Here is a 25,160-nt window from a genome sequence, read left to right on the forward strand (position 1 = left end):
ATGACCCGCCGCCTCGCCCTCTTCCTGCCGCTCCTCGCGCTGACCGCCTGCCCGCGGCTCGACCCGATGCAGCGCCAGCAGAAGTACAAGGCCTACCAGTCCAGCGAGTACTACGCGAACGGCCTCGCCATGCGGCACCCGCCGGCCGGCACCGTGCCGTACGGCCCCCGGCTCGACCCGGCCGTCGCCACCGGCCGCGGCCCGGACGGCCGCCCGGTGCAGCTGCTGCCCGTGCCGGTGGACGCGAAGCTGCTCGCGCGCGGGCGCCAGCGCTTCGACGTGAGCTGCGCGGTGTGCCACGGCGTGCTCGGCGACGGCGAGAGCCAGGTCGCCATGAACATGTCGCTGCGCCGGCCGCCCTCGCTCCACCTCTACCGCGATCGCCCGGACGGCTACATCTACCAGGTGATCACCGAGGGCTTCGGGCTCATGCCCTCGTACGCCGCCGAGATCCCGGTGCAGGACCGCTGGGCGATCGTGGCGTACGTGCGCGCCCTCCAGCTCAGCCAGAACGCTTCGCTCGACCAGGTGCCGCCCGACGCCCGCGAGCAGCTCCAGAAGGAGGGGCGATGACCCTCACCCCGTACCTGGGCGGCCGGCGCCTGATGGCGATGGCCGCCGCCGCCGGCGCGGCGGGCCTCGTCGTCACCGCGCTCGGCGCGGTGGTCGGCGACCCGCGCCGCGTGCTCTACGCCTACCTCGTCGCGTTCGTCTACTGGCTCGGCCTGGCGCTCGGCGCGCTGCTCCTGCTCGGCGCGCTGCACGCGTCGAACGCGCGCTGGCCGGTGGTGCTGCGCCGCTTCCTCGAGCACCTCCCGGCGGTGATCCCGCTGTTCGTGGTGCTGTTCATCCCCATCCTGCTCGGCCGCGGGCACCTGTTCCCCTGGGTGGATCCGCACGGCCTGGAGGGCGAGGTCCTCCACGCCGTCGAGCACAAGCGGCCGTACCTCAACGTCCCGTTCTTCGTGGTCCGGGCCGCGATCTACTTCGCCTGCTGGATCGGGGTCGCGCACCTGCTGCGCGCCTGGTCCCTGCGCCAGGACGAGGTCGGCGGGCACGACCTGACCCGCCGCCAGCGCGCGCTCGGCGCCGGCTCCCTCCCGTTCGTGGCCCTGACGCTCACGTTCGCGGCGTTCGACTGGATGATGTCGCTCGACCCGCGCTTCTTCTCGACCATCTTCGGCGTGTACTGGTTCGCCGGCAGCTTCGTGGGCGCGTTCGCGGTCGTGATCATCGCCGGGAACGCCACGCGGCTCGACCCGAACCAGTTCGGCGCGCACATGAACACCGAGCACTTCCACTCGCTCGGCAAGTTCCTGCTCGCGTTCACGGCGTTCTGGGCCTACGTCGCGTTCTCGCAGTTCATGCTCATCTGGATCGCGAACATCCCGGAGGAGGTGCCCTGGTACATCCTCCGCATCGAGGGCGGGTGGAAGGCGGTCGGCGTCTTCCTCGCGCTGTTCCACTTCCTGGTGCCGTTCTTCCTCTTGATGAACCGCGCCATCACCCGCGTCCCAGGCCGGCTCGCCAAGGTCGCCGTCTGGATCCTGTTCGTCCACTGGATCGACCTCTACTGGCTGGTGATGCCCCACCTCGACCCGGGCGGCCCGCGCCCGTCGCTGTGGGACCTCTCCGCCTTCGTCGGCGTGGGTGGCGTCACCGTGGCGTTCGCGCTCGTCCGCATGCGCGGCACGGTGGCGGTCCCGGTCCGCGACCCCTACCTCGAGGACTCGCTGAGGTACCTGCCGCAATGAGCGACCACGTCGAACACGCCCACGGGGTCCGGTCCGAGGAGGACCGGATCGACACCGGCAAGATCATCGCGGTCGGCGTCGCCGCGCTGGTGGTCTTCTTCATCGGCTCCTACGCCGCCATCGCCTACCTGCAGGACCTCCGCGCCTCGCGCGAGGGGCCGCCCATGCCGCCCGAGGTCGGCCAGAACAAGATCGGCATGGTGGAGCAGCAGCTGTTCGAGCTCTCCGTGCGCGGCGAGCGCGATCGCACCGCCCGCCGCCAGCGGCTCGCCTCCTACGGCTGGGTGGACCGCGGCGCCGGCGTGGTGCACCTGCCCATCGACCGCGCCATGGACCTGGTGACGCAGGGGATCCGCCCCATGCCCGCGCCGCCGGTCGAGCCGGTGCCGTCGCAGGCGCCCGACCTCGGGCCGGGCCCCGGAGGCCAGCCGTGAGGCGCGCGACGCTCCGGCGCGCCGGGGCCGGCCTGGCGCTCGCGGCCGCCGCGGCGCTGCTCGCGCCCGCGCCGGCGGGCGCCCAGTTCTGGCGCCAGCGCGAGGGCGGCGCGGGGCCCTCGCCCGACGTGCCGCCGGTCGCCCTCGAGGACGTCCGCGTCGAGGAGAAGCTCGGCGCCGCCATCCCGCTCGACGCGTCCTTCACCGACTGGAACGGCCAGCCCTACGCGCTGCGCCAGGCCTTCGACGGCAAGAAGCCGGTGGTGGTCGCGCTCGTCTACTACGACTGCCCCATGCTCTGCGGCCTGATCCTCACCGGCATGGGCAAGGCCATGCGCGAGAACGGGCTCGAGCTGGGCCGGGACTACCAGGCCGTCACCATCTCCTTCGATCCGGAGGAGGGGCCGGCGCTCGCCGCCGAGCGGCGGCGCGGCTACCTCCAGTCGATGGGCCGGCCCGACGGCGGGACCGACTGGCCGTTCCTGGTCGGGACGGCCGAGGCGTCGCGGAAGGTCTCCGACGCGCTCGGCTTCTACTACAAGAAGGACCCGGCCTCCGGCGAGTGGGCCCACCAGGCGGCGATCTTCGTGATCACGCCGGACGGGAAGGTCTCCCGGTACCTCTACGGCATCGACTACCCGCCGAAGGACTTCCGGCTGGCGGTGGTCGAGGCCGCCAGCGGCAAGGTCGGGACCAGCTTCGATCGACTCCTCCTCACCTGCTACCGCTACGACCCCGCCTCGCGGAAGTACGAGCCGTACGCGTTCGGCATCGTCCGCGCCGGCGCGGCCGTGGTGCTGGTGGCCCTCACCGGCCTGATCGCCGCGCTGGTCTGGCGCGAGCGGCGGGCGAAGGCGAGGCAGACGGCATGAACGACCTCCTGCGCAGGATGCTGTTCCTCCCCGACCAGGCGAGCGACTACGCGCGCCAGGTGGACGGGCTCCACTACTTCGTCATCATCACCACGATGGTGGCGGCGGCGGGCGTGTTCGCCACCGCGATCTACTTCTTCGTGCGGTACCGGCGCCGGTCGGACACCGACGTCACCCCGCGCGTCGAGCCGAAGGCGATCCACGAGGTGATCTTCGTGGGGCTGCCGCTGGCGTTCTTCCTGGTGTGGTTCGCCATCGGCTTCCCGCAGTTCGCGAAGCTGCAGACGCCGCCCAAGGACGCCATGGACGTCTACGTCCAGGGCAAGAAGTGGATGTGGAAGTTCGCGTACCCGGGCGGCCCGAACTCGCTGGACGTGCTGCGCGTCCCCGCCGGTCGGCCGGTGCGGCTGCTCATCACCTCGCGCGACGTGATCCACTCCTTCTACGTGCCGGCGCTCCGGGTGAAGCAGGACGCGCTCCCGGGCCGCTACACGCAGACCTGGTTCAGCGCCGACCGGCCCGGCCGCTACGAGATCTTCTGCGCCGAGTACTGCGGCCTGGCGCACTCCGGGATGATCGGCGAGCTGGTGGTGATGCCGCCGGAGGAGTTCGACCAGTGGCTCGCCACGCAGGGGCGCGGCGTGGCCGGGTCGCAGGACGGCACACCCATCGCCGGCGAGCCGGTGCGCCCGGCGTCCAACGTGATCGAGGAGGGGCGGCGGCTGGCGGGCGAGCAGGGCTGCCTGAAGTGCCACTCGGTGGACGGCACGCGCCACATCGGGCCGACCTGGGTGGACCTCTACCAGCGGAACGAGAAGCTCCAGAGCGGGAAGAGCGTGCAGGCCGACGAGGGGTATCTCACCAAGTCGATGATGGATCCCGCCGCGGACATCGTGGCGGGCTACCAGAACGTGATGCCGACCTACCAGGGCAAGCTCGCACCGCCCGAGGCGGCCGCCATCGTCGAATTCATCAAGTCCTTGAAGACCCCGGCGGTCCAGAGCGGTCCGTCGGAGGGCCCGGTCTATGAGTCCATCCCACGCAAGTGACGTTCCCGTGTACAACCCGCGGAACTACCTCAACTCGCCCGCGACCGGCCTGAAGTCCTGGCTGCTGACCCAGGACCACAAGCGCATCGGGGTGATGTTCCTGGTGGCGGCGTCGGTGTTCTTCGCCGTCGGCGGCCTGTTCGCCATGCTCATCCGGATCGAGCTGCTCACGCCCGGTCCGACGATCATGGACGCGATGACGTACAACCGCCTGTTCACGCTCCACGGCGTGGTCATGATCTTCCTGTTCATGATCCCGGCCATCCCGAGCGGCTTCGGCAACTTCCTCGTGCCGCTCATGCTCGGCGCGAAGGACGTCGCGTTCCCGAAGCTGAACCTGCTCAGCTTCTACCTCTACATGCTCGGCGCGGTGGTCGCGCTGTACGGCATGATCCACGGCGGCGCCGACACCGGCTGGACGTTCTACACGCCGTACTCGACCACCACCGTCACCAAGGTGGTGCCGATCCTGCTCGGCGCGTTCATCCTCGGGTTCTCGTCGATCCTCACCGGCCTGAACTTCATCGTCACGACGCACACCATGCGGGCGCCGGGGATCGGCTGGAACCGGGTGCCGCTGTTCGTGTGGTCGATCTACGCGACCAGCATCATCCAGATCCTCGCCACGCCGGTGCTGGGCATGACGCTGCTGCTGGTGGCGGTGGAGAACGCGTTCGGCTGGGGGATCTTCGACCCGGCCCGCGGCGGCGACCCGGTGCTGTTCCAGCACTTCTTCTGGTTCTACTCGCACCCCGCCGTCTACATCATGGTGCTCCCGGCCATGGCGGTGATCTCCGAGGTGGTCTGCGCGTTCTCGCGCAAGAACATCTTCGGCTACAAGGCGGTGGCGTACTCCTCGCTGGGCATCGCCTTCGTCGGCTTCTTCACCTGGGGCCACCACCTCTTCGTCTCGGGCCAGTCGGCGTTCGACGCGGGCGTGTTCGGGGTCCTCTCGATGTTCGTGGGCATCTTCACGGCCATCAAGGTCTTCAACTGGACCGCCACGCTGTACCAGGGGTCGATCGCGTTCAAGACGCCGTTCGCCTACTTCGTCGGCTTCCTGTTCTTCCTGGTGTTCGGCGGGATGACCGGCGTGGCGGTCGCCACCGTGTCGCTCGACGTCCACTGGCACGACACCTACTTCGTGGTGGCGCACTTCCACTTCATCATGGTGGGCGCGACGGTGATGGCCTTCCTGGCCGCGCTCCACTACTGGTTCCCGAAGATCACCGGCCGCATGTACCCCGAGGGCTGGGGGCTGGTGGGCGCGGTGATGGTGATCCTGGGCTTCAACTTCACCTTCATCCCGCAGTTCCTGCTCGGGAACGAGGGCATGCCGCGCCGGTACTTCTCCTATCCGGAGCGGTTCTGGGCGCTGAACGTCGCCTCCACCGCCGGCGCGTCGGTGCTGGCGATGGGGCTCGTCATCGTCCTCGTCTACCTGCTGATCTCGCTGAAGTGGGGCCCGATCGCCGGCCCGAACCCGTGGCACTCGCGCGGCTACGAGTGGGACACCGCCTCGCCGCCGCTCCCGGAGAACTTCGAGGAGACCCCCGTCTACACGCGCGGACCGCACGAGTACGACGAGGACTCGTACGCCAACCCTCCACCGGTCGCCCCCGAGCCGAAGCATGCAAGCTAGCCCGCTGGCACACCATTTCGAGAACATCGAGAAGCAGTCGCACGCCGAGCGGCTCGGCATGTGGCTGTTCCTCGCCTCCGAGGTGCTCCTGTTCACCGCGCTGTTCGCGGCGTACGCGGTGTACCGGTACCTCTACTCGGACGCGTTCGCCGAGGCGAGCCGCGCCATCGAGACCTGGTTCGGCCTGGTCAACACCATCATCCTGGTGACCAGCTCGTTCACGGTCGCGCTCGGCCTGAACGAGGCGGTGAAGGGCAACGGGAAGAAGACGGGGCTCTGGTTCGCCGTGTCGGTCGCCTTCGCGATCGCCTTCCTCGCGCTGAAGGCGGTCGAGTACAGCCACCACTTCCAGGAGGGGCAGCTCCCCGGCCGCTACTACTCCTTCCACGAGCTGCAGGCGCCGGGCGCGTCGCTGTTCTTCTCGCTCTACTTCCTCATCACCGGCCTGCACGGCGTGCACGTGATCGTCGGCATGACGATCCTGGCGGTGGTGGGCGTGAAGGCGGCGCGCGGCAAGTACACGGCGGCGTACCACACGCCGGTCGAGCTGGCCGGCCTGTACTGGCACCTCGTGGACCTCATCTGGATCTTCGTCTTCCCCCTCATCTACCTCGTGTAGGGAGCGACACCCCATGGCCGACCCGCGACCGATCGCGCACGAGGAGCACCTCGCCACCCACCACGCGCACGGCATGCGCTACGTGGTGGTGTGGATCGCGCTGCTCGTGCTCACCGTCGTCACCTACGCCGCCTCGCGCGTCCACCTGCCCGGCGGCTGGCACGTGGCGGTGGCGCTGCTCATCGCCATCGCCAAGGGCGCGCTGGTGGCGCTGTTCTTCATGCACCTGTGGGATCAGCGGGGCGCGAACCGCCTGATCTTCGTCACCTCGCTCGCGTTCGTGGCGCTGCTCATCGGGCTCACCATCCTCGACAACGCCACCCGCTTCCCGCTCGCGAACCCGCCCGGCAGCGCCGGCGCGCTGCCCTGGGGCGGCGCCGATCGCGATCCGCCGAAGCTCCCGCAGTAGCCGCCCGCGCGCTTCCCCGCGCCCCGGGCGCTCCGTCCCGCGCCGCTCGCGATCCGACGGGGGCGTTCGCATCTCTGATGCGGCGCCCCGCGGCGCGCCGGCTTCGGCGTCGCGGCGGGACGCGGGAGCCGCGCCTTGCGAGCCATCGGTCACCGCACCTGGGCCATCCCGGAGGGCTACCTGCCGCCCCGGGAGCGGCCGGAGAGCCGCGCGCTGGAGAGCCACGAGGCCGCCTGCGTGCTGAACGCCGGCGACGAGGACGCGCACCTCGAGCTCCGGGTGTTCTTCGCCGACCGCGAGCCGGCCGGGCCGTACCGGCTCACGGTGGGCGCCCGGCGCACGCTGCACCTCCGGCTCGACGACCTGCGCGACCCGGAGCCCATCCCGCGCGGCACCGACTACGCCACGGTGATCCGGTCCGACGTGCCGGTGGTGGTGCAGCACACCCGCCTCGACGCGCGCCGCGCGGAGAGCGCGCTCATGACCACGCTCGCGTGGGCGGCGGAGGAGGAGGGGGCATGACGGTCGGCGAGTTCCTGCTGCGCCGCCTGGTGGAGTGGGGCGTCCGCCGCGTGTTCGGCTACCCAGGCGACGGGATCAACGGCATCCTGGGCGCGTTCCGGACGGTGGACGCGCTGCGCTTCACCCAGGTGCGCCACGAGGAGATGGCCGCGTTCATGGCCTGCGCGCACGCGAAGTTCACCGGCGAGGTGGGCGTGTGCCTGGCCACCTCCGGCCCGGGCGCCATCCACCTCCTGAACGGCCTCTACGACGCGCGCATGGACCACCAGCCGGTCGTCGCCATCGTGGGGCAGACCGCGCGCGCGGCCATGGGCGGCGCCTACCAGCAGGAGGTGGACCTGCCCGCGCTGTTCAAGGACGTGGCGCGCGAGTACGTGCAGACGCTGATGGTGCCGTCGCAGGCCCGCCACCTGGTGGACCGCGCGGTGCGCATCGCGCGGGCGGAGCGGACCGTCACGACCATCGTGGTGCCGAACGACGTGCAGGGCCTGGAGTACACGCCGCCCCCGCACGCCCACGCCACCGTCCACAGCGGCGTGGGCTGGGAGGCGCCGCGGGTGGTCCCCGCCGCCCGCGACCTGCGCCGCGCCGCGGACGCGCTGAACGCGGGGCGCCGGGTGGCCATGCTGGTGGGCGCCGGCGCGCTCGGCGCCGCGCGCGAGGTCGCCGAGGTGGCCGACGTGCTCGGCGCCGGGGTCGCGAAGGCGCTGCTCGGCAAGGCGGTGCTGCCGGACGACCTGCCCTGGGTGACCGGCGCGATCGGCCTGCTCGGCACGAAGCCCTCCTGGAACCTGATGACCGGGTGCGACACGCTGCTCATGGTCGGGTCGTCGTTCCCGTACCCCGAGTTCCTGCCGAAGGAGGGCCAGGCGCGCGGCGTCCAGATCGACCTCGACGGCCGCATGCTCTCCATCCGCTATCCCATGGAGGTGAACCTGGTCGGCGACGCGGCCGAGACGCTCCAGGCGCTCCGGCCGCTGCTGCGGCGCAAGGAGGACACGTCCTGGCGCGAGAAGATCGAGTCCGACGTGCGCCGCTGGTGGAAGGTGCTGGAGGCGCGGGCCATGAACCCGGCCACGCCGGTGAACCCGCAGCGGGTCTTCTGGGAGCTGTCCCCGCGCCTGCCCGACCGCGCCATCCTCTCGGCCGACTCGGGCTCCTCCGCGAACTGGTACGCGCGCGACGTGCGCCTGCGCGAGGGGATGCTCGCGTCGCTCTCCGGCAACCTCGCGACCATGGGGCCGGCGGTGCCGTACGCCATCGCCGCCAAGTTCGCCTACCCGGACCGCGTGGTGGTGGCGCTGGCGGGCGACGGCGCCATGCAGATGAACGGCCTCGCCGAGCTCGCCACCATCTCGCGCTACTGGCGCGAGTGGTCCGACCCGCGCCTGGTGGTGCTGGTGCTCGACAACCGCGACCTCAACCAGGTGACCTGGGAGCAGCGGGTGATGGAGGGGGACCCGAAGCTCGAGGCCTCGCAGACCCTGCCGCCGGTGGACTACGCGGGCTTCGCCGCGTCGCTGGGGCTCGCCGCGGTGAGGATCGAGCGGCCGGAGGAGATCGGGCCGGCCTGGGACCGGGCGTTCGCGGCCGACCGCCCGTGCCTGGTGCACGCGCGCACCGACCCGAACGTGCCGCCGCTGCCGCCGCACGTCACGCTGGAGCAGGCGAAGGGCTACCTCGAGGCGATCCTGAAGGGCGACCCGGATCGCGGCGCGATGATCGTGCGCTCGTGGCGGGACGCGCTGGAGGGCGTGCTGCCCCACCGGAAGGGCTGACGTGGCGCTCGGCCAGGCCACCGTGGAGCGGGTGCACGCGGCCGCGTACCGCGTGCCCACCGACGCGCCGGAGTCGGACGGCACGCTCGCCTGGGACGCCACCACGCTCGTGGTCGCGGAGGTGGAGGGCGGCGGCGCGCGCGGGCTCGGCTACACCTACGCGGACGCGGCCGCCGCGGCGGTGGTGAACGGGCTGCTCTCGGAGGCGGTGCGCGGCGCCGACGCGCTGGACGCCCCGGCCGCGAGCCGCGCCATGCGCCGGGCGCTGCGCAACGTCGGGCCCGCCGGCGTCGGCGGCATGGCGCTCTCCGCGGTGGACGTGGCGCTGTGGGACCTCCACGCGAGGCTGCTCGGGGTGCCGCTCGTCGCGCTGCTGGGCCGGGCGCGGCCCGCGGTGCCGGCGTACGGGAGCGGCGGCTTCTGCTCGTACGCGCCCGAGCGGCTGCGGGAGCAGCTCGGCGGCTGGGCGTCGGAGGGGTTCCCCGCGGTGAAGATGAAGGTGGGCCGCGACCCGCGCGCGGATCCGGAGCGGGTGCGCGCGGCGCGGGAGGCGATCGGCGCCGCGGGGCTGTTCGTGGACGCGAACGGCGCCTACGGACGCAAGCAGGCGCTGGCGCTCGCCGCCGCGTTCGCGGACGAGGGCGTCACCTGGCTGGAGGAGCCGGTCCCGTCCGACGACCTCGCCGGCCTGCGCCTCGTCCGCGAGCGCGCGCCCGCCGGGATGGACGTGGCGGCCGGCGAGTACGGGCACGACCCGGCCTACTTCCGGCGCATGCTCGAGGCCGGCGCGGTGGACGTGCTGCAGGCGGACGCGACCCGCTGCGGCGGGGTGACCGGCTTCCTGGCCGCGGCGGCGGTGGCGGCGGCGTTCGGCGTGCCGCTGTCGTCCCACTGCGCGCCGTCGCTCCACGCGACGCTCATGTGCGCGGTGGAGCGGGCCGCCCACGCCGAGTGGTTCCACGATCACGTGCGCATCGAGGCGCTGCTGCTCGAGGGCGCGCCGCGACCGTCGGGCGGCGCGCTCGCCCCCGACCTCTCGCGGCCCGGCCTGGGCCTCGAGCTCCGCGCGCGCGACGCCGAGCGCCATGCGGTGGCCTGAGGGGGGAGGGGCGATGGAGCATCCGGAGGCGGGCGGTCGGTACCTCATCCCGGGGCTGGGCCGGTCGGCGGATCCGGCGGCGCGCCTGCGCGCCGAGCGCGAGCCGTACCGGCGCGGCGCCCCGCTCCCGGCGGAGGCGGCGCGGGCGCTGGCGAGCGATCTGTCCCGCGCGGTCGAGGGCGAGGTGCGCTTCGACGACGGGGCGCGCGCGCTGTACGCGACCGACGGGTCCAACTACCGGCAGGTGCCCATCGGCGTGGTGGTCCCGCGCACCGTGGACGACGTCGTCGCGACGGTCGCCACCTGCCGCGCGCACGGCGCGCCGGTCCTCTCGCGCGGCGGCGGCACCAGCCTGGCGGGGCAGTGCTGCAACGTGGCCGTGGTGATGGACTTCTCGAAGTACCTCTGCCGCGTGCTGGAGCTCGACCCGGCGCGGCGCCTGGCGCGCGTCGAGCCGGGGTGCGTGCTCGACGTGCTCCGCGCCGCGGCGGAGCGCCACCACCTCACGTTCGGCCCCGACCCGTCCACGCACACCCACTGCACGCTGGGCGGGATGATCGGGAACGACTCCTGCGGCGTGCACTCCATGATGGCGGGCCGCACCGCGGACAACGTGCGCCGCCTCGAGGTGCTGACCTCCGACGGCCTGCGCACCTGGGTGGGCGAGACCTCCGACGCGGAGCGCGAGGCGGTGGTGCGGGCCGGCGGGCGGAAGGCCGCGCTCTACGCCGGCCTCGCGGCGCTGCGCGACCGCGTGGCGGACGAGGTGCGGGCCCGGTACCCGCGGATCCCCCGGCGCGTCTCCGGCTACAACCTGGACGAGCTGCTGCCGGAGCGCGGCTTCCACCTGGCGCGCGCGCTGACCGGCAGCGAGGGGACGCTGGTCACCTTCCTGCAGGCGGAGGTCCGGCTGGTGGACAGCCCGCCGGCGCGCGCGCTGCTGGTCCTCGGCTTCCCCGACGTCTTCGCCGCGGCCGATCGCGTCCCCGAGGTCGCGGCGCTCGGGCCCATCGGCCTCGAGGGGATCGACGAGCGGCTGGTGGAGGACATGCGCCGCAAGCGCCTCCACCCGGAGCGGCTGCAGCTCCTCCCGGACGGCCGCGGGTGGCTGCTGGTCGAGTTCGGCGGCGCCGATCGCGCCGAGGCGGAGGCGCACGCGCGCCGCTGCATGGACGCGCTCGGCCGCGGCCGGGGCGCCCCCGCGATGAAGCTCTACGACGACCCGGCGGAGGAGGCGATCGTCTGGAAGGTGCGGGAGTCCGGGCTGGGCGCCACCGCGCGCGTCCCGGGCCGGCCCGACGCGTGGGAGGGGTGGGAGGACTCCGCGGTCGCGCCGGAGCGGCTCGGGGAGTACCTGCGCGCGTTCGACCGGCTGCTGCACGGCTTCGGCTACCACGGCGCGCTGTACGGCCACTTCGGCCAGGGCTGCGTCCACACCCGCATCGACTTCGACCTCACCACCGCGCCGGGCATCGCGCGCTACCGCGCGTTCGTCGAGGCGGCCGCGGACCTGGTGGTGTCGCTGGGCGGCTCGCTCTCGGGCGAGCACGGCGACGGCCAGTCGCGCGGCGAGCTGCTGGTGAAGATGTTCGGGCCGCGGCTGGTGGACGCGTTCCGCGACTTCAAGCGGCTCTGGGACCCGGCGTGGCGGATGAACCCGGGCAAGAAGATCGACCCCTACCGGCTCGACGAGAACCTGCGGCTCGGGGCCGGGTACGTGGAGCTCCGGCCGCGCACCGCGTTCGCCTACCCCGAGGACCAGGGCAGCTTCGGGCGGGTGGCGGCGCGCTGCGTGGGCGTGGGCGAGTGCCGGCGCGACGAGGGCGGCGTGATGTGCCCGAGCTACCGGGTGACGCGCGAGGAGAAGCACTCCACCCGCGGCCGGGCGCACCTGCTGCACGAGCTGATGCTGGGGGACCCGCTCCGCGGCGGCTGGCGCTCGCCGGAGGTGGCCGACGCGCTGCACCTGTGCCTCGCCTGCAAGGGCTGCAAGAGCGACTGCCCGATGAACGTGGACATGGCCACGTACAAGGCCGAGTTCCTCTCGCACCACTACCGCGGCCGGCTCCGGCCGCGCGCCGCGTACTCCATGGGCCTGGTGGCCTGGTGGGCGCGGGTGGCGTCGCTCGCGCCGGGGGTGGCGAACGCGCTGGCGCGCACGCCGGGCCTGTCCGCGCTGGCGCGGCGCGCCGGCGGGATCGCCCCCGAGCGCGCGCTCCCGGCGTTCGCGCCGGTGACGTTCCGGCGCTGGTTCGCGCGCCGGCGCGCGGCGGCGACGGGCGCTGCGGGAGGGCGAGGACGGACGGTGGTGCTGTTCCCGGACACGTTCACCGACTTCTTCCACCCGGAGATCGGCGTCGCGGCGGTGGAGGTGCTGGAGGCGGCCGGCTGGCGGGTGCGCATCCCGCGCCGGCGCGTGTGCTGCGGACGCCCGCTCTACGACCACGGCATGCTCGACCTGGCGCGGCGGCTGCTCCGCCAGGACCTGGACGCGCTGGCGCCCGAGGCGGAGGCCGGCACGCCGGTGGTCGTGCTCGAGCCGAGCTGCGCGGCGGTGTTCCGGGACGAGCTGCCCAACCTGCTGCACGGCGACCGGCGCGCCGACGCGCTGGCCGGCCGGACGCGGCTCCTCTCCGAGCTGGTGGACGAGGCCGGCGACGCCTTCCCGGTGCCGCGGCTCGACCGCCGCGCGCTCGTGCAGGTGCACTGCCACCACCACGCGGTGATGGGCGAGGAGGCCGAGCGGAGGGTGCTCGCGCGGATGGGCGTGGAGGCCGAGGTGCTCGACGCGGGCTGCTGCGGCATGGCGGGCTCGTTCGGCTTCGAGGCGGGCGACCGGTACCGCGTGTCGATGGCGGTGGGCGAGCGCGGGGTCCTGCCGGCGGTGCGGCGCGCCCCGGCGCCCGAGCTGGTGCTCGCCGACGGGTTCTCGTGCCGGACGCAGATCGAGCAGGGCACCGGCCGCCGCGGGCTCCACCTCGCCGAGGCGCTGCGGCTCGCGGCGGAGCCCGGCGCCGCGGCGCTGGACGCGGAGGCGTGGGCGCGCGCCCGGCGGCCGCGACGGGCGGCGCGCGACGTCCTCCGCGAGGCGGCGCTGGTCGGCGCCGCCGCGGCCGCGCTCGCCGGGGCCGCCTACGCGGGCAGCGTGGCGAGGACGCGCTCGTAGGCGGCCGCGTCCGCCGCCGAGAAGCAGCAGAACACCGCCCGCCGGACCGGGCCGCCGGCCTCCAGCGCGCGCCGCACCTCCTCCACCGCGATGGGCGTGGCGCGCTCGACGGGGAAGCCGTACGCGCCGGTCGAGATGGCCGGGAAGGCGATGGAGCGCAGCCCGTGCTCGGCGGCGAGGCGCATCGAGGCGCGGTAGCAGGACGCGAGCGCGGCGTCCTCGCCGGCGCCGCCGCCGCGCCACACCGGGCCGACGGCGTGGATCACGTGGCGCGCCGCGAGGCGGAAGCCCGGGGTGATCTTCGCCTCGCCGGTGCGCGCGCCGCCCAGCGCCCGGCACGCCTCGAGCAGCTCCGGGCCGGCGGCGCGGTGGATGGCGCCGTCCACGCCGCCGCCCCCGAGCAGCGTGGCGTTCGCCGCGTTCACGATCGCGTCCACGTGCAGGCGCGTGATGTCCCCCTGCACGAGCGCGATGCGGCCGTCGAGCCAGGTCCGTTCCATGCTGCCCTCCTAGCCACGGGCGGCGCGCGCGGCAAGCGGGCGGGGAGATCCTTGCGCCGCCGGGCCGCAGGTGCGCACCGGCGCACGGCCGCACGGAATGCGCGCCGGCCCGGGACGGCGCCGGCGCCGTGCCCGGCGCGGGGCGGGCCGCGGAAAAGCACCGCCGGGCCGCGAAGGTGCGCGCGGATGCGGCGCGGCGCACGCAGCGTGCGGGCAGGCGGCGCGCAATTCGTGCACGCAAGGTCGGTTGATTCCCGGGTACGGGAGTTGCTATCCCCGGACCGGGAAGATGAAGCGCGACCGCATCCTCGTCATCGACGGCAACCCGCTCGACGGGGCCGCCCTCCGGGCAGCCCTGTGCGAACGCGGCTTCGACGCGGTCGAGGCCTCGAGCGCGGAGGGCGCGCTCGCGCTCGTCCCGAGCTTCCAGCCGGCGGCGGTGCTGGCCGACGTGACGCTCCCCGGCTGCGAGGGGGGCGAGCTGGCCGGTCGCCTGCGCGAGCTGGGATCCGACGCCGCGGTGGTGGTCGCCGCGCCGCACGACCGGCTGGAGGCCGCGGTCCAGGCGCTGCGCGCCGGCGCGGAGAGCTTCCTGGTCCGCCCGGTGGATGCCGGGCAGGCGCTGGTGGTGCTCCAGAAGGCGCTCGAGAAGCGCGGGCTGCGCCGCGATCGCGCCGAGCTGCGCGAGCGCGTCCGCGCGCGCGCCGCCCTGGTGGGCACCGCGCCCGAGATGCAGGGCGTCATCGAGCTGGTCCGCCGCGTGGCGCCCACCAAGGCGACGGTCCTGGTGCTCGGCGAGTCCGGCACCGGCAAGGAGCACGTCGCCCAGGCCCTGCACGAGGCCTCGCCGCGCCGCGACCGGCCCTTCGTGCGGGTGAACTGCGCGGCGCTGTCGGAGGCGCTGCTCGAGTCGGATCTCTTCGGCCACGAGCCGGGGGCGTTCGCCGACTCCGAGGAGCGCCACCTCGGGAAGCTGGAGCTCGCCGACGGCGGGACCCTGTACCTGCACGAGGTGGGGAGCCTCCCGCCGCCGGTGCAGGTGAAGCTGCTCCGGGTGCTGCAGCAGGGCGAGATGGAGCGGATGGGCGGCCGCGAGACGCTGCGGGTGGACGTGCGGGTGGTGGCGGGCGCGCAGCACGATCTCGCCGAGGAGGTCCGCGCCGGCCGGTTCCGCGACGACCTCTACTACCGCCTGAACGTGGTGGCGGTGGCGCTGCCCCCGCTCCGCGAGCGCAAGGGCGACATCCCCGCGCTCGTGAACCACTTCCTCGAGGCGGCGGCCCGCACCCAGGGCAGCGAGGTGGTGGGCGTGACCCCGGGGACGCTCTCGGCGCTGTTCGCCTACGACTGGCCCGGCAACGTCCGCGAGCTGGCGAGCGTGGTCGAGCACGCGGTGTCGGTCGCGCGCGGGCGCGAGATCACCGCGGAGGACCTCTCGCCGGTGCTGCACGGGGCGCGGCCGGAGGAGAGCGGCGCCTCGGCCCTCATCCCGGGCGCCACGCTGTTCGAGATCGAGCGCGAGGCGATCCTGCGCACGCTCGAGCAGTGCGGCGGCTCGACCGCCCGCGCCGCCGAGGTGCTGGGCGTCTCGGTGCGGAAGATCCAGTACCGGCTGAAGGAGTACCGGAGCGGCGTCCCGGGGCGCCGGCACCCCGAGCTCGAGGACGTCTACGCCGAGGCGCACAAGTAGCGCGCCGCCGGCCCGGCTCCTGCCCCCGACCCGCCCGCGCGGCGAAAAAAAGGCCGCCCGGCAGTGGTGTGCCGGGCGGCCCCGAGCGCGCGGGGGGCGCGCTCTCCCTGGAGATCGGTGCTACCCGGTGTAGACGTGCGCGCTCTCCTCGGCGGTGGGCAGCATGCTCATCCCGAGGTACGTGAACATGACCACCGCGAAGCCGAGCAGGACCAGCCAGGCGGCGCGGTCGCCGCGCCAGCCGCGGACCTTGCGCAGGTGCAGGTAGGCCCCGTAGACGAGCCAGGTCACGAGCGACCAGTTCTCCTTCGGATCCCACACCCAGAAGTCGCCCCAGGCGCTCTTCGCCCAGACCGACCCGACCAGCAGGCCGACGGTGAGCAGCACGAACCCGAAGCGGATGAGCTCGTAGGTCATCTGCTCGAGGTCGAGCGCCTTGCCGGTGAGGATGGTGCCGGCGCGCAGCGTGGTGAGCCGCTGGAGGAGCGGCACGCGCGGGGCGAGGAGCTGCACGGCGGCGAGCAGCGCCGCGAGCGACACCGCCGCGTAGCCGACGAAGTAGACCACCACGTGCGGGACGAACCAGGCGGACTGGAGCGCCGGCGGCAGCTTCACGATCTCGGCGTCCCACTTGCCCAGCGCGTAGCCGAGCAGCGCCAGCGTCAGGAGCGCCGCGAGCGCCCCGAACACGCGGGTGCGGTAGAGCCGCTCGAACGCGAGGTACACCACGCCGGTGGTGAACGCGAAGAACACCAGCGACTCGAACAGCGACTTGAACGGCGCGCGGCCCGCCTCGATCCAGCGCTCCACGATGAGGCCGGCGTTGAACGCCAGCGCGGCGCAGAGCAGCGCGGTCGCCGCGCGCCCCACGAGCGCGCGGGTGGAGCGCCAGGCGGCGGCGTAGAAGCCGGCCGCGGCCGCGTACAGCGCGCCGGTGGCCACGAAGAAGGGGTGCTCGGCGAGGATGTACTGGAGCATCGCGTTCTCCTCAGGCGGCCTGCGCGGGGGAGGCGGGGACGTCGGGCTGCGTGCGGCGGCGCCCCTTCAGGCGGGGCTCGACGTAGAACATGTAGGCCACGCCCAGGCTGATGAGCGCGAACCCGGCGAACACCCAGGCGACCCCGGGGTCGTGCACCGCCTCCAGGCCGGAGTAGCTCGGGTCCTGGGGGTTGTAGTTCACCTGGTACAGCGTCCAGCCCGCGAAGGTGACCGGCTCGTTCACCGCCACCACCGTCCGCAGCGACTCGTCGCCCCGCGTGGCGGTGACGGTGGAGAGGAACGCCTTCACCTCGCCGTCGCGGCGCTCGAACACGAGCGCGTGGTCCGCGTCGAGGAACAGCGCCTCGGGCTGGTCCGCCGCCATCATCTTCTCCGCCGGGGCGCCGTCGCGCACGGCCTCGAGCTGCACCACCGGCCGCCTCCACTCGGCCGACGCGGTGGCGGGGACGCGCGCGCGCTGCGCCTGCGGCACGAGCGCGCCGAGCTTCACCGCGCCGCCCGCGAGCGCGAGCCCCTCGGCGAGCGCGACCTCCGACTCGCCGTCGGCGGTGTGGACGATCACCTTCCGCTCGGCGCCGGAGACGAGGAACGCGGTGAGCACGCCCGGCGGGGCGGCGGGGCGCTCCCAGCCGAACACCACCGCGGCGCGGCCGTCGGGGGTGGCGAGCCGCTCGCCCGGCAGCAGCCAGCGCGTCTGCCCCTCCAGCGTGGCCTGCAGCGCCGGCTGCCCGCCCGCCGCGACCGGCGTCACCTGGTCCTGCAGCGTGAAGTCCGGCCAGATCGCCTTCAGGCGGAACGTGTCGCCGCCAGGGAGCAGGTGCCTCGCCAGGTCGGGGTCGAAGCTCGCGGCCAGCTTCCACTGCTTGTGCGTGCCGTGCTCGTCCCGGACCAGCTCCTGGCGGTAGTAGCCGACGCGGTACTCGGTCTCGTAGTTCACGAGGTCGAACCGGTCGAGGCGCAGGTCGAAGCCGAGCGGCGCCGCGCCGCCGGTGTCCATGCCCGCCTTGGTGACGCGGACGTGCGTGGCCGTCTCGCCGCCCGCGTGCAGGTCGATGCGGCCGCGGATCGAGAGCGCGGCCGAGGCGGCGGCGCCGCCCAGCGAGGTGATGAGCCCGAGGTGGCACAGGAAGAAGCCGGCGTTCCGCGCGCGCAGCGGCCAGCGCTGCGTGGCGGAGGCGATCACCGCGGCGCCGAACAGCGCCATCAGGCCGGCGAACGGCAGGCCGTGGAAGACGTCGTCGAGGTGCAGGCCGAGGATCAGCGGCGCGACCGCGCCGTAGCGCAGCCGGTAGAACTCGGCCGGCTTGCCCTGCAGCACCAGGGTGCCGATGATCGCGAACACCGCCAGCGCCACCAGCAGCGTGGAGGTGAAGCGGAAGCCGGCGATGGTCGCGCGCAGCCGCCCCGGCGTGAGCAGGGCGACCGCGAGCACGACCGCGCCGGCGATGCCGCTCGCGACCACCAGCGTGAGCGCGCCCGGCGGGACCCAGACCTGGAGCAGCGCGCCCGCGAGCAGCGCGCCCGTGACGAGCAGCGCGGTGAGGCGCACCTCCAGGACGGCGGGCGCGTCCGCGGCGCCGGCGGGCCTGGGCTTGGGGCGGGTCGGGCTGTCGGTCACGGGGTACCTCCGTTGCGGCCGTTCGGCGCGCGCGCCCCGCACCATGAGCAATCGCCGTGCCCCGTCCGAGAGGGCCAAGTTCCCGGGATTGCGGGCAGACCCGGCCGTCCCGGCGGGTGCGCACCGCAGGAAAAGCGACCTTGCCCTGGATCAGCGCAAACGGTGCGTGAGGGCGGGGGAGGCCGTCGCCCCGCCCTCGAGGACCCGAACCGGCGAGGGCCCGCGGCTCTTCCCGGCGGGCGGCCGGCGGGCGGCCCGCCCGCGCGCGCGGCCCGCACGGAAGGTGCGGGGCCGGCCCTCGCGCGCGCAGGCACGCTCCTTACCTTTGGAGCATGCCAAGCGACCGCATCGAGTTCGGGAGCGTCCTCGCCAAGGAGGGCTCCGACAAGAAGGTGTGGCTCATCGTGATCCCGCTCATCCTGATCGTGGCGGCCGGGGTCGTGTGGGCCGCCGCCACGGTGTCGAAGGCGGACTCGTACCGCACCGAGGCCGAGCGCAGCCAGGCGCAGGTCTCCGAGCTGCAGAAGAGCATCGACGAGCGCGACAAGCTCCTCACCCAGGCGCGGGCCGACGACGGGCTGCTCCGCGCCCCCGGCCAGGCCGCCGCGCTCCTGTTCGCGGATCCCAAGGCCAAGGAGCCCACCGAGAGCGGCATCGTGGTGGCGCTGCCCGACCAGAAGGCGGTCCGCGTGATCCTCTACGGCCTCGTCGCCCCGCCGCAGGGCGAGGAGTACGTGGTGGCGGCGCGGGCGAAGGACGGCACGCGCAAGGCGCTCGGCCGGGTGATGCCGAGCGCGGACGGGAACGGCTTCCTGCTGGCGAAGGACGTGCCCGAGGGGACCGTGCGCGTGGACCTCGTGCTCGCGAAGGCGGGCGCGGAGGACCTCGCGGATGCGACGCCGCGGGTGTCGGCGCGCCACCCGACCTCGGCGAGCGAGCGAGGCATCCTGGTCGAGCAGCCGGCGCCGGCGGCGCAGGCGCGGCGCGGACGGCGGTAGCCGCGATCAGGCGAAGCGGGCCTCGCCGCCGGGCAGGTCGCGCAGCACGCACTGCCCGGGCGCCTTGTCCGGGCGGATGCGCAGCAGCCGCGCGCCGTGGCGGAGGCGCCCGCCGGCCGCGTGCCGGTAGGCCACCTCCACCACCAGCTCGGGCCGGACCGGGATCCACTCGGTGGAGCGCCCGCGCGCCCAGCGCGACGGCCCGCCCGGCGCCTCGCCGGTGAACCCCGGCGCGCCCGGCGCCGCGAGCGGCTCGAGCAGCGCGGCGAACCGCTCGCGCTGCCGCGGGGCGAGCGTGACGTGCCCCACGTGGTGGAGCCGGCCGTCCGGGCCGTGCAGGCCGAGCAGCAGCGAGGCGGGCGGCCCGCCGCGCTGCCCGCGCCGGAACCCGCCCACCACCGCGTCCAGCGTCACCACCCGCTTCACCTTCACCATCGCGTCGCGCTCGCCGGACGCGTACGGCACGCCCAGGCGCTTCGCGATCACGCCGTCGGTGCCCGAGGGCGTGGCCAGCCACGCCTCCGCGTCGGCCCGGCGCAGCGTCGCCGGCGACACCGAGACCTCGGGCGGGAACCCGGACGCCTCGCGCAGCAGCGCCGCGCGCCGCACCTCGAGCGGCGCCTCCACCAGCCGGCGGCCGTCCCCGTCCACCAGGAGGTCGAAGGCGACGAGCCGGGCCGGGGTCTCCCGGGCGAGGCGCAGGACCCGGGACTCGGCCGGGTGGATCCGCTGAAGGAGCGCGTCGAAGGAGAGACCCAGGCCGGAGGGCACGACGATCTCGCCGTCGAGCACGAGCCTCGGCGCGCGGAGCGAGCGGCCGGCGGCCACCAGCTCGGGGAAGTAGCGGCCGAGCGGCTGGCCCGCCTTCGACTGCAGCACCACCTCGGCATCCTGCTTGAATAGGAGGCAGCGAAAGCCATCCCACTTCGGCTCGAACTGCCACCCCTCGTCCGCGGGGAGCACGTCCGCAAGGCGCGCTTCCATCGGCGGAAACGGCGGCACCACGGGGAGATCGAGGGGTGGCCAGGCCACGGGAGCGCTCCCATCGACGTTGCAGTCCACAGCCTCCACGCGCAATCCGCTGCCCGCTGCGGCGGCACGCTGCACGATTACCGGGCGCCCGCGTGCACGCTTTCCGTGCACCGCGGCGTGCGCGGCGCGCGCAGCTCCTGTTTCACGCCCGCTGCCTTGACGCGCTCGTCCCGGCTCGGGGACACTCGCCGATCCATGTCAGAGACGCGGTGCGCGCGCCGGCGGCTGCGGCGCGGCGCCAGGGGATCCCGGCGGGAAGGATCGCTCCCTGGTGCGTGGTCGATGCATCCCGAACATCCATCGAACGGCTCGACCGGGCACGGGCGCGTGCCGGGCTGGTGACGACTTTCCCGTACGACTGAAGGTGAAGATGACCGAGACCGGCTATCCCCCGAGGCAGGGCCTGTACGATCCGCAGAACGAGAAGGACGCCTGCGGCTTCGGGTTCGTGGTGGACATCAAGGGGCGCGCGTCCCACGAGATCCTCGAGAACGCGCTCACCGTGCTCGTGAACCTCGAGCACCGCGGCGCCGCGGGCGCCGAGGCGAACACCGGCGACGGCGCCGGCATCCTCTTCCAGACGCCGCACGCGTTCCTCCGCGCCGAGGCGGCGCGGCTCGGGTTCGCGCTGCCCGCCCCGGGCGCCTACGCCGCCGGCATGGTCTTCCTGCCGCCGCACGAGGGCGGCCGCGCCGCCTGCGTCCGCATCTTCGAGGAGGTGGTGCGCGCCGAGGGGCTCGACGTGCTCGGCTGGCGCGACGTCCCGACCGACGGCGCCACGCTCGGCCCCACCGCGCGGTCCAGCCAGCCGGTGATCCGGCAGATCCTGGTCGGCCGCGGCGCCGCCTGCGCCGACGAGGCGGCCTTCGAGCGCAAGCTCTACGTGGTGCGCCGCCTGGTGGAGAAGCGGGTGAGCCGCTCCGCCATCCCGGGCCGCACGCACTTCTACGTGCCGTCGCTCTCCTGGAAGACCGTCGTCTACAAGGGGATGCTGAACGCCGGGCAGCTGCGCGAGTTCTACCTCGACCTGGCGCGGCCCGAGGTCGTCACCGGCCTGGCCATGGTGCACTCGCGGTTCTCCACCAACACCTTCCCGTCCTGGTCGCGCGCGCACCCCTACCGCTACATCTCGCACAACGGCGAGATCAACACGCTGCGCGGCAACATCAACTGGATGCACGCGCGCCAGTCGATGATGCGCTCGTCGCTGTTCGGCGACGACCTGCAGAAGATCCTCACCGTCATCGACACCGAGGGCTCCGACTCGGCCATGTTCGACAACGTGCTCGAGCTGCTCACGCTCTCCGGGCGCGAGCTGCCGCACGCCATGATGATGATGGTGCCGGAGCCGTGGGCGCGGCACGAGGCGATGAGCCCGGAGAAGCGGGCGTTCTACGAGTTCCACTCCTGCCTGATGGAGCCGTGGGACGGCCCCGCCTCGATCGCGTTCACCGACGGCGTGCGGGTGGGCGCGGTGCTCGACCGGAACGGCCTGCGCCCGAGCCGCTACTACGTCACCAAGGACGACCTGGTGGTGATGGCCTCGGAGGTGGGCGTGCTCGACGTGCCCGCCGACCGGATCCTGAAGAAGGGCCGGCTGCAGCCGGGCCGCCTGTTCCTGGTGGACACCCGGGAGCAGCGCATCGTCGGCGACGAGGAGCTGAAGGAGCGCATCGCGCGCGAGAAGCCGTACGCGTCCTGGCTGGACCAGTACACCGTCCGGCTCGACCAGCTCCCGAAGCCCGCCCGCGTCATCGAGCCCGACCACGAGACCGTGCTCCGGCGCCAGGAGGTGTTCGGCTACACCGCCGAGGACGTGAAGATGATCGTCACGCCCATGGCGACCGACGGCACCGAGCCCATCGGCTCGATGGGCACCGACACGCCGCTGGCGGTGCTCTCGGAGAAGCCGCAGCCGCTGTTCAACTACTTCAAGCAGCTCTTCGCCCAGGTGACCAACCCGCCGGTGGACGCCATCCGCGAGGAGATCATCATGGCGGTGGAGACCTCCGTCGGGCCGGAGGGCAACCTCCTCGAGCCCGGCCCGGAGTGCGCCCGCCAGCTCGCGCTGCCCGCGCCGGTGATCCGCAACGAGGACCTGGAGCGGATCCGGGCGCTCGACGGCGGGCCCGGCTCGAAGGGCCTGAAGGCCATCACGCTGCCCATCCTGTTCCGCGCCGCCGACGGCGGGAACGGGCTGCGGAAGGCGCTCGAGGACCTGCGCTGGAAGGCCTCGGAGGCGATCGCCGAGGGGCACAACCTGCTCGTGCTCTCCGACCGCGGCCACGACGCCGACGACGCGCCCATCCCCTCGCTGCTGGCGGTGGCGGCGGTGCAGCACCACCTGATCCGCGAGGGCACCCGCACCCGCTGCGGCATCGTGCTCGAGTCGGGCGAGCCGCGCGAGGTGCACCACTTCGCGCTGCTCATCGGCTACGGCGCGTCGGCGGTGAACCCGTACCTCGCCTTCGAGACCATCCACGACCAGGTCCAGCTCGGGCTCATCCCCGGGCCGGCCGCCGACGCCGAGAAGAAGTACGCGAAGGCGGTGGCGAAGGGCATCGTGAAGGTGATCTCGAAGATGGGCATCTCGACCATCCAGAGCTACCACGGCGCCCAGGTGTTCGAGGCCATCGGCCTGAACCAGGACTTCATCGACGAGTACTTCACCTGGACCGCGACGCGCGTGGGCGGCGTGGGCATCGACGTGGTGGCGCGCGAGGCGCGGCTGCGCAACGAGCGCGGCTTCCCGCCCAGGCGGCCCATCGTGCACACCAGCCTGCCCGCCGGCGGCCAGTACAAGTGGCGCAACGGCGGCGAGCACCACCTCTTCAACCCGGAGACGGTGCACAAGCTCCAGTACGCCTGCCGCACCGGGAACTACGCGCTGTTCAAGGAGTACAGCGCGCTGGTGGACAACCAGGCGCGGAACCTGTGCACGCTCCGCGGCCTGATGGACCTCGTCCCCGGCCCGCGCCCGGTGCCCATCGACGAGGTCGAGCCGGTGGAGTCGATCCTGCGCCGCTTCAAGACCGGCGCGATGAGCTACGGGTCGATCTCCAAGGAGGCGCACGAGTCCCTCGCCGTCGCCATGAACCGGATCGGCGGCAAGTCGAACACCGGCGAGGGCGGCGAGGACCCGGCCCGCTACGAGAAGCTGCCGGGCGGCGACTCCAGGAGCTCCGCCATCAAGCAGGTGGCCTCCGGCCGCTTCGGGGTCACCAGCCAGTACCTGGTGAACGCGCGCGAGCTGCAGATCAAGATGGCGCAGGGCGCGAAGCCGGGCGAGGGCGGCCAGCTCCCCGGCTCCAAGGTGTACCCGTGGATCGCCAAGGTGCGGCACTCCACGCCGGGCGTGGGGCTCATCTCGCCCCCGCCGCACCACGACATCTACTCGATCGAGGACCTGGCGCAGCTCATCCACGACCTCAAGAACGCGAACCACCGCGCCCGCGTCTCGGTGAAGCTGGTGGCCGAGGTGGGCGTGGGCACCATCGCGGCGGGCGTGGCCAAGGCGCACGCCGACGTGGTGCTGATCTCCGGCCACGACGGCGGCACCGGCGCCTCGCCGCTCACCTCCATCAAGCACGCCGGCATCCCCTGGGAGCTCGGCCTGGCCGAGACGCACCAGGTGCTGGTGATGAACGACCTGCGCTCGCGCATCGCGGTGGAGGTGGACGGGCAGCTCAAGACCGGGCGCGACGTGGTGATCGGCGCGCTGCTCGGGGCCGAGGAGTTCGGCTTCGCGACCGCGCCGCTGGTGGTGCTCGGCTGCGTGATGATGCGCGCCTGCCACCTCAACACCTGCCCGGTGGGCGTGGCCACCCAGGACCCGCGGCTCCGCGCCAAGTTCACCGGCGACCCGGCCCACGTGGTCACCTTCATGCGCTTCATCGCGCAGGAGGTCCGCGAGTACATGGCCGAGCTGGGCTACCGGACCATCGAGGAGATGGTGGGGCGCTCGGAGCGGCTGGAGATGCGGCGCGCGGTGGACCACTGGAAGGCGCGCAACCTCGACTTCAGCCGGATCCTGTTCAAGCCCACGGTCCCGAAGCACTACGCGCGCACCTGCCAGATCCCGCAGGACCACGGCATCGACAAGACGCTCGACGCCACCGTGCTGCTCGACCTGGCCAGGCCGGCCCTCGAGTCGCGCCAGCCGGTCCGCGCCACGCTCTCCATCCGCAACACCAACCGGGTGGTGGGCACCATGCTCGGCTCGGAGGTCACGCGCCGCCACGGCCCCGCCGGCCTGCCCGACGACACGATCCGGCTGCACTTCCAGGGCTCGGCCGGCCAGTCGTTCGGCGCGTTCGTCCCGCCCGGTCTGACGCTCGTGCTGGAGGGTGACGCGAACGACTACGTGGGCAAGGGGCTCTCCGGCGGGCGCATCGTGGTGTTCCCGCCGCGCCAGGCGGGGTTCGTGCCCGAGGACAACGTGGTGATCGGGAACGTCGCGTTCTACGGCGCCACCGCGGGCGAGGCGTTCGTGCGCGGCATCGCCGGCGAGCGGTTCTGCGTGCGCAACTCGGGCGTCTCGGCGGTGGTGGAGGGCGTGGGCGACCACGGCTGCGAGTACATGACCGGCGGGCGCGTGGTGGTGCTCGGCCCCACCGGGCGCAACTTCGCCGCGGGCATGTCGGGCGGGGTGGCGTACGTGCTCGACGACGGCGCGTTCGCGCGCCGCTGCAACCGCGAGATGGTGACGCTCGGGCCGGTGGCGGACCCGGAGGAGGCGGCGCTGGTGCGGGCGCTGGTGGAGAAGCACGCCGCGCTCACCGAGAGCGGGCACGCCCGCCGGCTGCTCGACGACTGGGCCGGCACGCTGAAGCGGCTGGTGCGGGTCATGCCGAACGACTACCGGCGCGTGCTGGAGGCGCAGGCGCGGATGCGCGAGAAGGGGCTCACGCCGGAGCAGGCGGAGCTGGCCGCGTTCGAGGAGAACACCCAGGACGCCGCGCGCGTGGGCGGGAACTAGA

General features: G+C 73.6%; 19 protein-coding genes. 15 read left to right on the plus strand and 4 right to left on the minus strand.

All coding sequences use genetic code 11. The features are described 5' to 3' along the window. The 12 genes from ADEH_RS04095 (at position 1) to ADEH_RS04150 (ending at position 13,344) form a co-directional block, all read left to right on the plus strand. On the plus strand, positions 1-573 hold the full coding sequence (locus ADEH_RS04095) for a c-type cytochrome (protein ID WP_011419857.1): 573 nt from the start codon (positions 1-3) through the stop codon (positions 571-573). Then, positions 570-1,754: a hypothetical protein gene (locus ADEH_RS04100; protein WP_011419858.1), complete on the plus strand. Its 1,185-nt coding sequence runs from the start codon at positions 570-572 to the stop codon at positions 1,752-1,754. The genes ADEH_RS04095 and ADEH_RS04100 overlap by 4 nt, the downstream gene beginning before the upstream one ends. After that, entirely contained in the window at positions 1,751-2,188 is a 438-nt protein-coding gene (locus ADEH_RS04105; protein ID WP_011419859.1) for a hypothetical protein, read from the plus strand. Before ADEH_RS04100 ends, ADEH_RS04105 begins: the two co-directional genes overlap by 4 nt. Then, entirely contained in the window at positions 2,185-3,060 is an 876-nt protein-coding gene (locus ADEH_RS04110; protein ID WP_011419860.1) for an SCO family protein, read from the plus strand. Before ADEH_RS04105 ends, ADEH_RS04110 begins: the two co-directional genes overlap by 4 nt. After that, positions 3,057-4,109, plus strand: coding sequence for a cytochrome c oxidase subunit II (gene coxB, locus ADEH_RS04115; protein WP_011419861.1), 1,053 nt, complete (start codon positions 3,057-3,059; stop codon positions 4,107-4,109). The genes ADEH_RS04110 and coxB overlap by 4 nt, the downstream gene beginning before the upstream one ends. Further along, entirely contained in the window at positions 4,087-5,751 is a 1,665-nt protein-coding gene (locus ADEH_RS04120; protein WP_011419862.1) for a cbb3-type cytochrome c oxidase subunit I, read from the plus strand. The genes coxB and ADEH_RS04120 overlap by 23 nt, the downstream gene beginning before the upstream one ends. Then, the gene (locus tag ADEH_RS04125) at positions 5,741-6,370 is read left to right on the plus strand and encodes a cytochrome c oxidase subunit 3 family protein (protein WP_011419863.1); all 630 of its coding nucleotides are present in this window, start codon (positions 5,741-5,743) and stop codon (positions 6,368-6,370) included. Before ADEH_RS04120 ends, ADEH_RS04125 begins: the two co-directional genes overlap by 11 nt. 13 nt (positions 6,371-6,383) lie before the next feature. Continuing rightward, positions 6,384-6,779: a cytochrome C oxidase subunit IV family protein gene (locus ADEH_RS04130; protein ID WP_011419864.1), complete on the plus strand. Its 396-nt coding sequence runs from the start codon at positions 6,384-6,386 to the stop codon at positions 6,777-6,779. Between the two features lie 135 nt (positions 6,780-6,914). Beyond that, a complete protein-coding gene (locus ADEH_RS04135) occupies positions 6,915-7,301 on the plus strand; it encodes a sensory rhodopsin transducer (protein ID WP_011419865.1) in 387 nt (128 codons plus the stop codon). Further along, positions 7,298-9,079: a thiamine pyrophosphate-requiring protein gene (locus tag ADEH_RS04140; protein ID WP_011419866.1), complete on the plus strand. Its 1,782-nt coding sequence runs from the start codon at positions 7,298-7,300 to the stop codon at positions 9,077-9,079. The genes ADEH_RS04135 and ADEH_RS04140 overlap by 4 nt, the downstream gene beginning before the upstream one ends. Position 9,080: 1 nt before the next feature. After that, positions 9,081-10,178: an enolase C-terminal domain-like protein gene (locus ADEH_RS04145; protein ID WP_011419867.1), complete on the plus strand. Its 1,098-nt coding sequence runs from the start codon at positions 9,081-9,083 to the stop codon at positions 10,176-10,178. A gap of 13 nt (positions 10,179-10,191) precedes the next feature. Beyond that, entirely contained in the window at positions 10,192-13,344 is a 3,153-nt protein-coding gene (locus ADEH_RS04150; protein ID WP_011419868.1) for an FAD-binding and (Fe-S)-binding domain-containing protein, read from the plus strand. On the opposite strand, the gene ADEH_RS04155 is transcribed toward ADEH_RS04150, so the two are convergent. Further along, complete coding sequence (locus ADEH_RS04155) at positions 13,311-13,844, minus strand: O-acetyl-ADP-ribose deacetylase (RefSeq protein WP_011419869.1); 534 nt, start codon at positions 13,842-13,844, stop codon at positions 13,311-13,313. The genes ADEH_RS04150 and ADEH_RS04155 overlap by 34 nt on opposite strands. 289 nt (positions 13,845-14,133) lie before the next feature. On the opposite strand from ADEH_RS04155, the gene ADEH_RS04160 reads away from it, so the two are divergent. Continuing rightward, on the plus strand, positions 14,134-15,534 hold the full coding sequence (locus ADEH_RS04160; protein ID WP_011419870.1) for a sigma-54-dependent transcriptional regulator: 1,401 nt from the start codon (positions 14,134-14,136) through the stop codon (positions 15,532-15,534). A gap of 120 nt (positions 15,535-15,654) precedes the next feature. On the opposite strand, the gene ccsB is transcribed toward ADEH_RS04160, so the two are convergent. Continuing rightward, entirely contained in the window at positions 15,655-16,512 is an 858-nt protein-coding gene (gene ccsB, locus ADEH_RS04165; RefSeq protein ID WP_011419871.1) for a c-type cytochrome biogenesis protein CcsB, read from the minus strand. 10 nt (positions 16,513-16,522) lie between these two features. Then, complete coding sequence (locus ADEH_RS04170) at positions 16,523-18,151, minus strand: cytochrome c biogenesis protein ResB (RefSeq protein WP_041453311.1); 1,629 nt, start codon at positions 18,149-18,151, stop codon at positions 16,523-16,525. Between the two features lie 332 nt (positions 18,152-18,483). Between ADEH_RS04170 and ADEH_RS04175 the strand changes: the two genes are divergently transcribed. Then, entirely contained in the window at positions 18,484-19,149 is a 666-nt protein-coding gene (locus ADEH_RS04175; RefSeq protein WP_011419873.1) for a hypothetical protein, read from the plus strand. A gap of 6 nt (positions 19,150-19,155) precedes the next feature. Here ADEH_RS04175 and ADEH_RS04180 read toward each other — a convergent pair whose 3' ends face one another. Further along, complete coding sequence (locus ADEH_RS04180; RefSeq protein WP_332247653.1) at positions 19,156-20,220, minus strand: ATP-dependent DNA ligase; 1,065 nt, start codon at positions 20,218-20,220, stop codon at positions 19,156-19,158. Positions 20,221-20,551: 331 nt separating this feature from the next. Here ADEH_RS04180 and gltB point away from each other — a divergent pair, with 331 nt between their 5' ends. Beyond that, positions 20,552-25,159 carry a glutamate synthase large subunit gene (gltB, locus tag ADEH_RS04185; RefSeq protein ID WP_011419875.1) on the plus strand — a complete coding sequence of 1,536 codons (4,608 nt, stop codon included), beginning with the start codon at positions 20,552-20,554 and terminating at the stop codon, positions 25,157-25,159. Position 25,160: the final 1 nt, after the last annotated feature.

This window comes from Anaeromyxobacter dehalogenans 2CP-C (genome assembly GCF_000013385.1).
Classification (GTDB): Bacteria; Myxococcota; Myxococcia; order Myxococcales; family Anaeromyxobacteraceae; genus Anaeromyxobacter; species Anaeromyxobacter dehalogenans_B.

Excerpts from the sequence above, each read along its gene's own strand:
- ADEH_RS04095 (WP_011419857.1), top strand. The coding sequence starts at position 1 with ATGACCCGCCGCCTCGCCCTCTTCCTGCCGCTCCTCGCGCTGACCGCC.
- ADEH_RS04100 (WP_011419858.1), top strand. The coding sequence starts at position 570 with ATGACCCTCACCCCGTACCTGGGCGGCCGGCGCCTGATGGCGATGGCC.
- ADEH_RS04105 (WP_011419859.1), top strand. The coding sequence starts at position 1,751 with ATGAGCGACCACGTCGAACACGCCCACGGGGTCCGGTCCGAGGAGGAC.
- coxB (WP_011419861.1), top strand. The coding sequence starts at position 3,057 with ATGAACGACCTCCTGCGCAGGATGCTGTTCCTCCCCGACCAGGCGAGC.
- ADEH_RS04120 (WP_011419862.1), top strand. The coding sequence starts at position 4,087 with ATGAGTCCATCCCACGCAAGTGACGTTCCCGTGTACAACCCGCGGAAC.
- ADEH_RS04125 (WP_011419863.1), top strand. The coding sequence starts at position 5,741 with ATGCAAGCTAGCCCGCTGGCACACCATTTCGAGAACATCGAGAAGCAG.
- ADEH_RS04130 (WP_011419864.1), top strand. The coding sequence starts at position 6,384 with ATGGCCGACCCGCGACCGATCGCGCACGAGGAGCACCTCGCCACCCAC.
- ADEH_RS04140 (WP_011419866.1), top strand. The coding sequence starts at position 7,298 with ATGACGGTCGGCGAGTTCCTGCTGCGCCGCCTGGTGGAGTGGGGCGTC.
- ADEH_RS04150 (WP_011419868.1), top strand. The coding sequence starts at position 10,192 with ATGGAGCATCCGGAGGCGGGCGGTCGGTACCTCATCCCGGGGCTGGGC.
- ADEH_RS04155 (WP_011419869.1), bottom strand. The coding sequence starts at position 13,844 with ATGGAACGGACCTGGCTCGACGGCCGCATCGCGCTCGTGCAGGGGGAC.
- ADEH_RS04160 (WP_011419870.1), top strand. The coding sequence starts at position 14,134 with ATGAAGCGCGACCGCATCCTCGTCATCGACGGCAACCCGCTCGACGGG.
- ccsB (WP_011419871.1), bottom strand. The coding sequence starts at position 16,512 with ATGCTCCAGTACATCCTCGCCGAGCACCCCTTCTTCGTGGCCACCGGC.
- ADEH_RS04175 (WP_011419873.1), top strand. The coding sequence starts at position 18,484 with ATGCCAAGCGACCGCATCGAGTTCGGGAGCGTCCTCGCCAAGGAGGGC.
- gltB (WP_011419875.1), top strand. The coding sequence starts at position 20,552 with ATGACCGAGACCGGCTATCCCCCGAGGCAGGGCCTGTACGATCCGCAG.